Origin of the sequence: Streptomyces erythrochromogenes (assembly GCF_040684695.1) — a bacterium.
GTDB classification, from domain to species: Bacteria; Actinomycetota; Actinomycetes; order Streptomycetales; family Streptomycetaceae; genus Streptomyces; species Streptomyces erythrochromogenes_C.
Window position 1 is genome coordinate 102,049 of sequence record NZ_JBFBGM010000015.1, and the last position, 11,877, is coordinate 113,925.

10 protein-coding genes and 1 riboswitch are annotated in these 11,877 nt (G+C 71.0%); of the genes, 4 read left to right on the forward strand and 6 right to left on the reverse strand.

The genetic code is table 11. The features are described from left to right. The first annotated feature begins 52 nt into the window (after positions 1-52). On the forward strand, positions 53-745 hold the full coding sequence (locus AB0O53_RS22330; RefSeq protein WP_350997791.1) for a hypothetical protein: 693 nt from the start codon (positions 53-55) through the stop codon (positions 743-745). A gap of 18 nt (positions 746-763) precedes the next feature. On the opposite strand, the gene AB0O53_RS22335 is transcribed toward AB0O53_RS22330, so the two are convergent. Beyond that, positions 764-2,194: a short-chain fatty acyl-CoA regulator family protein gene (locus tag AB0O53_RS22335; protein WP_365197681.1), complete on the reverse strand. Its 1,431-nt coding sequence runs from the start codon at positions 2,192-2,194 to the stop codon at positions 764-766. Between the two features lie 182 nt (positions 2,195-2,376). On the opposite strand from AB0O53_RS22335, the gene AB0O53_RS22340 reads away from it, so the two are divergent. From AB0O53_RS22340 to AB0O53_RS22350, 3 genes are read left to right on the forward strand one after another with little or no spacing between them, the layout of a single operon-like run. Beyond that, a complete protein-coding gene (locus AB0O53_RS22340) occupies positions 2,377-3,897 on the forward strand; it encodes an MmgE/PrpD family protein (RefSeq protein WP_350997786.1) in 1,521 nt (506 codons plus the stop codon). Continuing rightward, positions 3,897-4,802: a methylisocitrate lyase gene (prpB, locus tag AB0O53_RS22345; RefSeq protein WP_350997783.1), complete on the forward strand. Its 906-nt coding sequence runs from the start codon at positions 3,897-3,899 to the stop codon at positions 4,800-4,802. The genes AB0O53_RS22340 and prpB overlap by 1 nt, the downstream gene beginning before the upstream one ends. A gap of 17 nt (positions 4,803-4,819) precedes the next feature. Further along, a complete protein-coding gene (locus AB0O53_RS22350; RefSeq protein WP_365197684.1) occupies positions 4,820-5,968 on the forward strand; it encodes a bifunctional 2-methylcitrate synthase/citrate synthase in 1,149 nt (382 codons plus the stop codon). A gap of 104 nt (positions 5,969-6,072) precedes the next feature. On the opposite strand, the gene AB0O53_RS22355 is transcribed toward AB0O53_RS22350, so the two are convergent. The 5 genes from AB0O53_RS22355 to AB0O53_RS22375 are packed head-to-tail and all read right to left on the reverse strand — an operon-like array spanning position 6,073 to position 11,501. Beyond that, positions 6,073-6,849: an enoyl-CoA hydratase gene (locus AB0O53_RS22355; protein WP_350997777.1), complete on the reverse strand. Its 777-nt coding sequence runs from the start codon at positions 6,847-6,849 to the stop codon at positions 6,073-6,075. Continuing rightward, positions 6,846-7,760, reverse strand: coding sequence for a 3-hydroxyisobutyrate dehydrogenase (gene mmsB / locus AB0O53_RS22360; protein WP_350997774.1), 915 nt, complete (start codon positions 7,758-7,760; stop codon positions 6,846-6,848). Before mmsB ends, AB0O53_RS22355 begins: the two co-directional genes overlap by 4 nt. Next, positions 7,757-8,854, reverse strand: coding sequence for an enoyl-CoA hydratase/isomerase family protein (locus tag AB0O53_RS22365; protein ID WP_365197688.1), 1,098 nt, complete (start codon positions 8,852-8,854; stop codon positions 7,757-7,759). The genes mmsB and AB0O53_RS22365 overlap by 4 nt, the downstream gene beginning before the upstream one ends. Beyond that, the gene (locus AB0O53_RS22370; protein ID WP_350997768.1) at positions 8,851-10,005 is read right to left on the reverse strand and encodes an acyl-CoA dehydrogenase family protein; all 1,155 of its coding nucleotides are present in this window, start codon (positions 10,003-10,005) and stop codon (positions 8,851-8,853) included. The genes AB0O53_RS22365 and AB0O53_RS22370 overlap by 4 nt, the downstream gene beginning before the upstream one ends. Then, positions 10,002-11,501, reverse strand: a complete 1,500-nt coding sequence (locus AB0O53_RS22375) for a CoA-acylating methylmalonate-semialdehyde dehydrogenase (RefSeq protein ID WP_350997765.1) — start codon at positions 11,499-11,501, stop codon at positions 10,002-10,004. Before AB0O53_RS22375 ends, AB0O53_RS22370 begins: the two co-directional genes overlap by 4 nt. Before the next feature lie 194 nt (positions 11,502-11,695). After that, a riboswitch (cobalamin riboswitch) is annotated at positions 11,696-11,866 on the reverse strand. Positions 11,867-11,877: the final 11 nt, after the last annotated feature.

The following is an 11,877-nucleotide window of genomic DNA, read 5'->3' on the forward strand; positions in this document are numbered from 1 at the left end:
TCGGTCCAGCCCGCGCGGACCCGCCCCCAATCCCCTACCTACCGTGGTGGTCATGGAACCTTCGACATATCCCGAACCCGAGGTACTGCTGGCGCGCCTCGCGAACCTGGCCGGTCTTCCGCCCGCATGGCCTCCGACCGAGGAGTTCCTCGACGCCCTCGCGCAGCGGACCGGGCTGCACACCCACGACCTGCTGCTCGTCGCGGACCTGCCCGTACCCGCGAGCGCGTGGCTCTTCGACGAGACGGCCGGCGCTTCCAGTTCCCTGGTGTCGCGCTCCCTCGCGCTGCCCGCGTCGGCCCGGCGGCTGCTGCGCGCCCGGGCGTCCACCATGACCGCGCCGGCGGGCACGCTCGCTCCTTGGAAGCCCCGCCCGTACGAGGAGTACCCGCCGGGCTTCGGCTCGCTCCTCCTGCGGATGCTGGCGCTCCGCAACCTGAACTGGTCCGGGGCGGCCAAGGCGATGTGCCTCATGTCCGGTGTGTGCAAGGCGGCCTCGACCATCGGCGCCGTGGGACTGGGCACCAAGGAACTCGATGCGGAGATGCTCGACGGCTTCGCGGCGACGCTCGGCGTACCGGTCGCCGTGCTGGCCGGGCTGACCGGTGTCCGCCCGTCGGCCGCGCTTCGCGAACCGGCGCCCGAGGTGGTCGACACCGCCTCGCTGATCTGGGAGATCCGGCATCTGACCTGGGACCAGGAGAGTGCGCTCACCGAGTACGCAAAGGTGCTGGGCGGGAAGTGAAACCACCCCAGGGAGGGATCACCCGCTCCTGAACACCGGGTACGGCACGTACGTCTGCCGGTCGGGGTCCACTTCGAGGCGCCCCCCGGCCGGCGGCCTGGCCCGCTGTGCGCAGTCGCGGCGTTCGCAGATGCGGCAGCCGAGCCCGATCGCAGTCGCGGCGGACCGGTCCGCCACCGCGAGACCCTCGGCGTAGACCAGCCGGGACGCATGGCGGAGTTCGCAGCCCAGCGCGACGGCGAACTCGGCCCGGCGGCCGTGATGGCCGTAGCCGCCGCGGGTCACGGTGCGGGCGATCCAGAAGTACTTCTTGCCGTCCGGCATCTCCGCCACCTGGGTCAGGATCCGGCCGGGTGCGGAGAACGCCTCGTAGACGGTCCACAGCGGGCAGGTGCCGCCCAGCCGGGAGAAGTGGAAGTCGGTAGCGGACTGGCGCTTTGAGATGTTGCCGGCCCGGTCGGCCCGCAAGAACGAGAACGGCACGCCGCGCTGCCCGGTGCGCTGCAGGGTGCTCAGCCGATGGCAGACCGTCTCGAAGCCGACTCCGAAGCGGGCCTGGAGGAGCTCGATGTCGTAGCGCAGTTCCTCAGCCGCTGCCCGAAAGGGCCCGTAGGGCATCAGGAGCGCACCCGCGAAGTAGTTCGCCAGCCCGACCCCGGCCAGTCCCGCGGATGCCTCGGAGTCGAACTCGGTGTCGTCGACCAGGGAGTCGAGCAGGGGGCGGTACGCCAGCAGCGCCAGCTGGGTCGCGAGCTGGAAGGCACGCTGCGCGTCGGTCAGCCGGGGCGACAGGAACAGCAGGCCGCGTTCGCGGTCGAAGCGGCGGGCGTCCGAGGACCGGTCCGGGGCACCCTCGACGAGGGTGACTCCGTGCCGGGCGGCGAGGACTTCCGCGAGACGGTCCGCCGTGCGGGACACGGACCCGCTGCCCAGGGCCGTCGCAACAGCTTCTGCTTCGGTGTCGAGCTCGTCGAAATGGTTGTGGTGGGCGTAGAAGAAGTCCCGCACCTCGTCGTGCGGTTCTGCTCGCACCACGACCGTGGAGTCGCCGGGAGGGGCCAGAGCGGCGACCTGCTCGGCCGCGTCCCGATAGCGGTGGTGGAGCGCCACGAGTGCCTTCGCGATGTCCGGATGGTCGCGGGCCATGTCCGCGATCTCGTCGGAGGCCACCGAGACCCCGCCGGCCTCGTCCGCCAGGGCCGCGCGCAGATCGGTGGTGAGGCGTTCCTCGTCGGCTTCGGAGAAGAATTCGGGGTCGACCCCGAACACCTCGGCGATCTTCAGCAGGACCGGGGCGGTGAGCGGCCGCTGACTGTGCTCGATCTGGTTCAGGTAACTGGTGGACAGGTCCAGGGCGCGGGCCAGCTCCACCTGGTTCATGCCCCGCTCGCGCCGCAGCCTGCGCAGCTTCGCGTGCGCATAGATCTTCCGTCCGGCCGTGCGTCCCATGTGGAGACAGCGTCCCTTCACCCGTTCCTCTCTTGCGAAGGTAGCACTCGCCCATTTTGCAAGATTCGCAGATTCGCAGGATTTGACGGGAGTGATTCCGCAGGTTGGAGCTGTCGCTTCGGCTCCGGATGCGGGAAAGGGTGAGGCATCGAAACCTTCGCTTTCCGCACCTGAGGAGTTCCGTGATCGAGCACGAGGTACGCGTCCACCCCAGCGCCGCCCGCCTTCCGCGCGAGCAGCAGCTCGCCTGGAAGCTGGCCGAGGCGGCCACGGGAACCGAGCCGGCCTCCGCCCTCGATCCGCAGGCCGCCGAGATGGCGGTGAACCGGATCGTGGACAACGCCTCCGTGGCCGTGGCCTCCCTGCTGCGACGCCCCGTCGCGGTGGCCCGGGCGCAGGCCTCGTCCCACCGGGCGACGCCCGGAGCTTGCGTCTTCGGGCTGCCGCCGGACGTGCGGGTCTCCCCCGAGTGGGCGGCCTGGGCCAACGGCACCGCCGTACGCGAGCTCGACTTCCACGACACCTTCCTCGCCGCCGACTACTCCCACCCGGGCGACAACATCCCGCCCCTGCTGGCCGTCGCCCAGCACACCGGCCGCTCAGGTGCCGATCTCCTGCGCGGGATCATCGCCGCCTACGAGGTGCACGTCGCCCTGGTACGGGGCATCTGCCTGCACGAGCACCGCATCGACCACGTCGCCCACCTGGGCGCCGCCACCGCCTGCGGCCTCGGGGCCATGCTCCACCTCGACACCGCGACCGTCTACCAGGCGGTCCAGCAGACGGTGCACACCACCACGGCCACCCGGCAGTCCCGCAAGGGAGAGATCTCCAGCTGGAAGGCCTACGCCCCGGCCTTCGCCGGGAAGGCCGCGATCGAGGCCGTCGACCGGGCCATGCGCGGCGAGCACTCCCCCTCGCCGATCTACGAAGGAGAGGACGGCTTCCTGGCCAGGATGCTGAACGGGCCGCAGTCCTCGTACACGCTCTCGCTGCCCGCCGCAGGAGAGTCCCGGCGCGCGATCCTGGACACCTACACCAAGGAGTACTCGGCCGAGTACCAGGCGCAGGCGGTCATCGACCTGGCCCGTCGGATGCGGGAGAAGACCGGCCCGACCGCAGGAATCCGCGACGCCGTCCTGCACACCAGCCACCACACCCACCACGTGATCGGATCCGGCTCCGGCGACCCGCAGAAGTACGACCCGACGGCCGGCCGCGAGACCCTCGACCACTCCGTCCCGTACATCCTCGCCGTGGCGCTGGAGGACGGCACCTGGCACCACGAGCGGTCCTACGCCCCCGAGCGTGCCCAGCGGCCCGCGACCGTCGAGCTGTGGAAGAAGATCTCCACCGTCGAGGACCCCGAGTGGACCCGGCGGTACCACCACCCCGACCCGGAGCGCCGGGCCTTCGGCGGGCGTCTGGTCGTCACTCTCGAAGACGGCAGCGTCATCGAGGACGAACTCGGTGTCGCCGACGCACACCCGGCGGGCGCGCGGCCCTTCGACCGGGCCGCGTACACAGGGAAGTTCCGCACCCTGGCAGAAGGCACCGTCACGGCCGAAGACCGGGACCGCTTCCTCGATGCCGCCGGCCGGCTCGCGGAGCTGGACACCGGCGGGCTCGCCGCGCTGTTCCCCGCCGTCGACACCGCCCGGACCGTCGCCTACGACGGGACGCTGCCCAAGGGACTGTTCTGATGCTGCACACCCGCACCACGGCGGCGGCCAGGCGCCGGAGCTTCCGGGAACAGCTCTCCTCGGGCCGGCTGCTGCGCATGCCCGGCGCGATCAACCCGTACTCGGCACGCCTGATCCAGGAGGCCGGCTTCGACGGCATCTACCTCTCCGGAGCGGTGCTGGCCGCCGACCTGGGTCTGCCCGACATCGGCCTGACGACCTCGACCGAAGTCGCCGCCCGTGCCCAGCAGATCACCAGGACCACCGACCTGCCCGCCCTCGTGGATGCCGACACCGGGTTCGGCGAACCGCTGAACGCGGCCCGCACCGTCCAGCTCATGGAGGACGCGGGCCTGGCCGGACTCCACCTGGAGGACCAGGTCAATCCGAAGCGCTGCGGCCACCTGGACGGCAAGGCGGTCATCCCCCTCGATGCGATGGTGCGCCGGGTACGGGCAGCCGTCGACGCCCGACGCGATCCGGACTTCCTCCTGATGGCACGTACCGACGCCCGCTCCGTCGAGGGCCTGGAGTCGGCGATCGCCCGAGCCAGGGCGTACGTGGACGCGGGAGCGGATGCGATCTTCCCGGAGGCCCTCGGCAGCGAGGCCGAGTTCGAGGCCTTCCGCAAGGCCGTCGGCGTACCCCTTCTGGCCAACATGACCGAGTTCGGCAAGGGCCCCGTGCTGTCCGCCCGCGCACTGGAAGACCTCGGCTACAACCTCGTCATCTACCCCGTGACCCTCTTCCGCCTCGCCATGGGCGCGGTCGAGGCCGGCTTGCGCACGATCGCCGAGGAAGGGTCCCAGGAGTCCCTCCTCCCCGGTATGCAGACCCGCTCCCGCCTGTACGAGGTCCTCGACTACGGCGCGTACAGCGCCTTCGACGGAAACGTCTTCGACTTCACCCTGCCGCCCGGCACCTGACCCCACCGGAGTGAGCCATGACCGCCACCACCCCTGACATCCACCGCGGCCTCGCCGGCGTCGTCGTCGACACCACCGCAATCTCCACGGTGATCGAGGAGACCAACTCCCTCACCTACCGCGGCTATCCGGTACAGGAGCTGGCCGCGCACCGTTCATTCGAGGAGGTCGCCCACCTGCTGTGGCACGGAGAGCTGCCGGACGCCGGAGAGCTGGAGCGGTTCCGGGCCCGGGAGCGGGCTCTGCGCCCGCTCGACCGCACCACGGCCGAGCTGCTGGCCGGCCTCCCCCGGACCTGCCACCCCATGGACGTCCTCCGCACCGCGGTCAGCTTCTTCGGCGCGGAGGACCCCACCGAGGACGAGGAGGGCACCGCCGGCCATCTGGCCAAGTCGCTGGCCCTGTTCGCCAAACTGCCGGTCGTCGTCGCCGCCGACCACCGGCGCCGGCTCGGACAGGACCCCATCCAGCCGGATCCGGACCTCGGCCATGCGGAGAACTTCTTCCACATGTGCTTCGGCTCCGTACCCGCCCCCGAGGTGGTGCGCTGCTTCGAGATCTCGATGATCCTCTACGCCGAACACAGCTTCAACGCCTCGACCTTCACCGCCCGGGTCGTCACCTCTACCCTCTCCGACCTCTACAGCGCGGTCACGGCGGCCATCGGCGCCCTGAAGGGTCCCCTGCACGGCGGGGCCAATGAGGCGGTCATGCACATGCTGCGGGAGATCGGCGACCCGGAGCAGGCCACCGACTGGCTGGACCGGGCTCTGACGCGGAAGCGCAAGATCATGGGCTTCGGCCACCGGGTCTACAAGCACGGTGACTCCCGCGTTCCGATCATGCAGGAGGCCACCGACCGGCTCGTCGCCCGGGCCGCGAGCCCGGAGGCGACCCGGCTCGCCGCACTGCACGCGGCCCTGCGCCACGCGATGATCGGCCGCAAGGGCATCCACCCGAACCTGGATTATCCGGCCGCGCTCGCCTACCACCTGATGGGCTTCGACGTACCCATGTTCACGCCGCTGTTCGTCATGAGCAGGGTCACCGGATGGACGGCCCACATCACCGAACAGCTCGCCCACAACGCGCTGATCCGCCCCCTCGGCGTCTACAACGGTCCGGCGCAGCGCCGGCTCCCCCGAGCGGTCCGTGGTCCGAACTGACCGGATGCGACCAGAGCCCTGCCGCCCCGGAGCATCGGGGGCGGCAGGGCTCTGGGCTACGTGCGGGAAGTACGCGATCAGGCGATGGCCGACGCCGGTCGCCCTCAGCCGTGGGTGAAGTGCGGCGGGCGCTTGTCCACGAAGGCCGACATGCCCTCCTTCTGGTCGGCCGTCGCGAACACCGCGTGGAACAGCCGGCGTTCGAAGCGGACTCCCTCCGTGAGGGTGGTCTCGAAGGCCCGGTTGACGGCTTCCTTGGCCATCATCGCCACCGGCTTGGACATGTCGGCGACGGTGGTGGCCACGGCGAGCGCTTCGGCGAGCAGCTCGTCGGCGGGAACGATCCGGGAGACGAGGCCGGCGCGCTCGGCCTCGGTGGCGTCCATGGTGCGGCCGGTCAGGCACAACTCCATGGCCTTGGCCTTGCCGACGGCCCGGGTGAGCCTCTGGGATCCGCCGATTCCCGGGATCACCCCGAGCTTGATCTCGGGCTGCCCGAACTTCGCGGTGTCCGCGGCGAGCAGGATGTCGCACATCATGGCCAGCTCGCAGCCGCCGCCGAGCGCGTAGCCGGAGACCGCCGCGAGGGTGGGGGTGCGGACCTGGCCGAGGCGGTCCCAGGCGGTGAACCAGTCCGAGAGGTACATGTCCATGTAGCTCTGCGGGCGCATCTCCTTGATGTCCGCGCCCGCCGCGAAGGCCTTCGGGGAGCCGGTGAGGACGATGCAGCCGACCTCCGGGTCCCGGTCCAGTTCCTCCGCCGCTGCCACGACCTCCGTCATGACCTGGAGGTTGAGGGCGTTGAGGGCTTCGGGCCGGTTGAGCGTGAGGACGGCCACGCGGCCCTTGCGTTCGAGCAGGATGGTCTCGTGGTCGGTCATGCGGGAGATCCGTTCTGGTGTGCTGCGCTGGGACGGAGGGTGCGTACGATCGCCGAGAAGTCCAGGTCCGCGCCCGCTCCTTCGGCGAACTCGGCGTACATCTCGGCGGCCTTGAGGCCCAAGGGCGCCTGCACTCCGCCGGCCCGCAGGGCGTTCGCGGCGAGGCCCAGGTCCTTGGCCATGAGCGGGGCGGCGAAACCGGGCCGGTAGTCGCGGTTCGCCGGACTCGTCGGGACGGGTCCGGGGACGGGGCAGTTGACGGTGAGGGCCCAGCACTGGCCGGAGGCGGTCGAGGCGACGTCGTACAGCGCCTGGTGGTCGAGGCCGAGGCTCTCGGCGAGGACGAAGGCCTCGCCGACGCCGATCATGGAGACGGCGAGGATCATGTTGTTGCAGATCTTCGCCGCCTGGCCGGCGCCGGCGCCGCCGCAGTGGACGGCCTTCTTCCCCATGGCGTCGAGCAGTTGCTCGGCGGCGGCGAATTCCGCCTGCCCGCCGCCCACCATGAAGGTGAGCGTCGCGGCTTCGGCGCCCACCACTCCCCCGGACACCGGGGCGTCGAGCGCCCGGTGTCCGGCTGCGACGACCGCCTCGTGCGCGGCGCGGGCGTCGGCCACGTCGATCGTGGAGCAGTCGATGAACAGGGTCCCGGGCCGGGCGGCGACCAGCAGCTCCTGGTCACGGTAGAGGGCGAGCACGTGGCGGCCGGCGGGGAGCATGGTGATCACCACGTCGGCGGTGGCAGCCGCCTCGGCGGCCGAACCGGCGGCCTCGACTCCGGCCGTGGCGGCGGCGGCCACCAGCTCGGGCACGAGGTCGAAGCCGATGACGCGGTGTCCGGCCTTGACCAGGTTGGCCGCCATGGGGCCACCCATGTGACCGAGCCCGACGAATGCGACGGTACTGCTCACCAGACGACCTCCTGCGACGAAGTGGGCGCGACGAGCCTCAGCTCGTTCGCGTCGAGCGGGGCGAAGAACCGTTCCACTGCCGCCGGGGTGACGTCCTCCAGGGCGGCCGGGGACCAGCGCGGATCGCGGTCCTTGTCGATGACCTGGGCACGGATGCCCTCCACGAGGTCGTGGGAGGCGAGCGCCGCGCACGAGATGCGGTACTCCTGTTCCAGCACCTTCTCCAGCGGTCCGAGCCGCCGCGCCCGGCGCAGCGCGGCCAGGGTGACCTTGACGGCGGTCGGGGACTTGGCCGCCAGGGTGTCCGCCGCAGCCTTCGCGGCGGGGATGCCCGAGGCCAGCAGCCGTGCCACGATCTCCTCCGCGGTGTCGGCGGCGTAGCAGTGGTCGATCCACTCGCGGGCGGAGGCGAGTTCCCCTGCCGGTGCCTCCCCCACGTGCCGTTCCAGTACGGCGTGGACGGAGTCCGCGGTCAGCTCCCGGGCCAGCGCCGGCAGCGCGGACGACGGAACGAAGTGGTCGGCGAGCCCGCACAGCAGCGCGTCGGCCGCGCCGACGGGGGCGCCCGTGAGTGCGAGGTGGGTGCCGAGTTCACCGGGGGCCAGGGCGAGCAGGTAGGTGCCGCCTACGTCGGGCACGAAGCCGATGCCGGTCTCGGGCATGGCGACCCTGGAGCGTTCGGTGACGATGCGCACGCTGCCGTGGGCCGAGACGCCGACCCCGCCACCCATCACGATGCCGTCCATGAGGGCCGCGTACGGCTTGGGGTAGCGGGCGATGAGGGCGTTGAGCCGGTACTCGTCCCGCCAGAAGTCCGCCGAGGCGGTTCCACCGGTACGGGCGTCCTCGTAGATCGCGCGGATGTCCCCGCCCGCGCACAGGCCGCGGTCACCGGCGCCCTCGATGACGACCAGCTCGACGGAGGGGTCGTCCGTCCAGGCGGCGAGTGCCTCCTCGATGCGGAGCACCATCGGGTGGCTGAGGGCGTTGAGCGCCTTGGGCCGGTTGAGGGTGATGAACCCGGCGCGTCCTTCGGTGCGCACGAGGACGTCGTGGTGATCGTGGTCGTGGTCCACGGGCTTGTCGTTGGTCATCGCAGTGTCTCCGTGAGTCCGCGCGCGACGATGACGCGCATGACCTCGTTGGTGCCTTCCAGGATCTGGTGGACCCGCAGGTCGCGGACGATCTTCTCGATGCCGTACTCGCTGAGGTAGCCGTAGCCGCCGTGCAGTTGGAGGGCGGCGTCGGCGACCGCGTATCCGGTGTCGGTGGCGAAGCGCTTGGCCATCGCGCACAGGCGCGGGGCCAGGGGGTCACCGCTGTCCAGGGCCTCGGCGGCCTGCCGTACCAGGGCCCGGGCGGCGGCGAGCTCGGTCGCCATGTCGGCCAGTCGGAACTGGAGGGCCTGCGCGTCCAGAAGTCGGCTGCCGAACGCCTCCCGGTCGGCGAGGTAGGACAGGCTCCGGTCGAGGGCGCTCTGCGCTCCGCCGAGGGAGCAGGCTGCGATGCCGAGCCGGCCGCCGTTGAGGCCGTTCATGGCGATGCGGAAACCGTCGCCCTCCGCGCCCAGACGCCGGGTGACGGGGACCCGGACGCAGTCGAGGATCACCTGCCGGGTCGGCTGGGCGTTCCAGCCCATCTTCCGCTCGTTGGGCCCGAAGGAGACCCCCGGATCGTCGCGCTCGACGACGAAGGCCGAGATTCCGCCCGGACCGGGCTCGCCCGTCCGTGCCATGACCACGTAGAGGTCCGAGGCGCCGGCACCGGAAATGAACTGCTTGACGCCGGTCAGCACGTAGTGGTCGCCCTGCCGCTCCGCGCGGGTGCGCAGGGCGGCGGCATCCGAGCCCGCACCGGGTTCGGTCAGGCAGTAGCTGCCCAGTGTGGCGGCGGAGCAGAGACCGGGCAGCCAGGCGCCGCGCTGGGCCTCGTCGCCGTAGCGGTCGATCATCCAGGCGACCATGTTGTGGATGGACAGGTACCCGGCGATCGACGGGCAGCCCGTCGCCAGGGTCTCGAAGACGAGCACGCCGTCGCTGCGGCTGAGGCCGGAGCCGCCGTGCTCTTCGCGTACGTAGACCCCGGCGAGGCCGAGGGAGGCGGCCCGTCGGATGACGTCGACGGGGAAGTGCTTGTCCTGGTCCCAGGTGACAGCGTGCGGCGCCAGTTGCTCCTGGGCGAAGTCGAGGGTGACCTCCGCGAGGGCGAGCTGGTCCTCGGTGAGGGTGGTGGTCACGGTGCTCACCCCATCGTCGGGATCGTGAAGGACGCGCCCTCCTTGACCCCGGAGGGCCAGCGCGAGGTGACGGTCTTGGTACGGGTGTAGAAGCGGATCGAGTCCGGGCCGTGCTGGTTGAGGTCCCCGAAGCCGGACTTCTTCCAGCCGCCGAAGGTGTGGTAGGCGACGGGCACCGGGATGGGTACGTTGACGCCGACCATGCCGGTGTTGACCCGGCGGGTGAACTCGCGGGCGGTGTCCCCGTCCCGCGTGAAGATCGCCACGCCGTTGCCGAAGGGGTGCTCGCTCGGCAGCCGCAGCGCCTCCTCGAAGTCCGCAGCCCGTACGACGCACAGGACGGGCCCGAAGATCTCCTCGCGGTAGACGCGCATCTGGGGCGAGACGCGGTCGAAGAGCGTGGCTCCCGCGAAGTAGCCGTCCTCGTGCCCCTCCAGGGTGAACCCGCGGCCGTCGACGACGAGTTCGGCGCCTTCGTTCACGCCGATGTCCACGTAGCGACGGACCCGGTCCAGGGCATCCCTGCTGACCAGCGGCCCGAAGTCCGCCTCGGGGTCGTCGGACCGGCCGATCCTCAGCGTGCCGATGCGGTCCTTGAGGGCGGCGACCAAGCGGTCGCCGGTCTCCTCCCCGACGGGCACGGCGACGGAGATCGCCATGCAGCGCTCGCCGGCCGAGCCGTAGCCGGCGCCGATCAGCGCGTCGACGGCCTGGTCGAGGTCCGCGTCGGGCATCACGATCATGTGGTTCTTGGCTCCGCCGAAGCACTGGGCGCGCTTGCCGTGCGCGGCTGCGGTGGCATAGATGTGCGCGGCGATCGGAGTGGAGCCGACGAAGCCGAGCGCCTGCACCCGGGGGTCGTCCAGGAGGGTGTCGACCGCCTCCTTGCCGCCGTTGACCACGTTGAGGACACCCGGCGGCAGCCCGGCCTCCAGGAACAGCTCGGCCAGTCGCAGCGGTACGGACGGATCGCGCTCGGAGGGCTTGAGGATGAACGCGTTGCCGCAGGCCAGGGCCGGGGCGGCTTGCCAGAGCGGAATCATGGCGGGGAAGTTGAAGGGGGTGATTCCGGCGACGACGCCGAGCGGGCTGCGCAGGGAGTGGACGTCGATGCCGGTGCCTGCGTTGTCGGTGAACTCCCCCTTGAGCAGGTGCGGGATGCCCGCGGCGAACTCGACGACCTCCAGGCCGCGTTGCAGGTCGCCGTGGGCGTCGGCGACGGTCTTGCCGTGCTCGGCGGACAGCATCCGTGCGAGGCTCTCCCGCTCGCCCTCGACGAGCTGGAGGAAGCGCAGCAGCACGCGGGCCCGGCGCTGCGGGTTCCACTGCCCCCAATCCGCCTGCGCCTCCTCGGCGTTGGCGATCGCCGCTTCGGTGTCGGCGCGGCCGGCCAGCGGGACACGTGCCTGTACGGCGCCGGTGTTCGGGTCGTACACGTCGGCGAAGAGACCGGACACGCCGGTGGTGTGCTTTCCGCCGATGAAATGGGTGAGTTCACGGACCATGGATGCCTGCTCTCGTCAGGTTGGATCCGGGGATGGCACGGCAGGCCGACGGACCGCACCCGGGTGGGGGTACGCCGCTGCGGAAATGCCGTGAGAACTACGAGCGCGCGAAATCGGTGTGTGCGTGCTCCGCCGGATCACCAGGGTCGTGGGTACAAACCGGTGCCATGCGTGTCTGCTCCATCCTCGTGGACAACACGGAACAATCCGCGGCCGGTATCCTGACTCCCGGATCCCCGCGTGCCGCCCGCCTTCCCGACAGACCTCGTCAGTGGCGTGTGGATGGCAGCACACTCCCCGGTCACAGTGGCGGGACCGTGCCGGTTTCTCACCGGCTTCCCTGCACCGCGGACCTTGTGCCCCGAACATATAGTTG

Bases quoted from the DNA above. Each gene is read 5' to 3' on its own strand.
- AB0O53_RS22330 (WP_350997791.1), top strand. From the start codon at position 53: ATGGAACCTTCGACATATCCCGAACCCGAGGTACTGCTGGCGCGCCTC.
- AB0O53_RS22335 (WP_365197681.1), bottom strand. From the start codon at position 2,194: ATGGGACGCACGGCCGGACGGAAGATCTATGCGCACGCGAAGCTGCGC.
- prpB (WP_350997783.1), top strand. From the start codon at position 3,897: ATGCTGCACACCCGCACCACGGCGGCGGCCAGGCGCCGGAGCTTCCGG.
- AB0O53_RS22350 (WP_365197684.1), top strand. From the start codon at position 4,820: ATGACCGCCACCACCCCTGACATCCACCGCGGCCTCGCCGGCGTCGTC.
- AB0O53_RS22355 (WP_350997777.1), bottom strand. From the start codon at position 6,849: ATGACCGACCACGAGACCATCCTGCTCGAACGCAAGGGCCGCGTGGCC.
- AB0O53_RS22365 (WP_365197688.1), bottom strand. From the start codon at position 8,854: ATGACCAACGACAAGCCCGTGGACCACGACCACGATCACCACGACGTC.
- AB0O53_RS22375 (WP_350997765.1), bottom strand. From the start codon at position 11,501: ATGGTCCGTGAACTCACCCATTTCATCGGCGGAAAGCACACCACCGGC.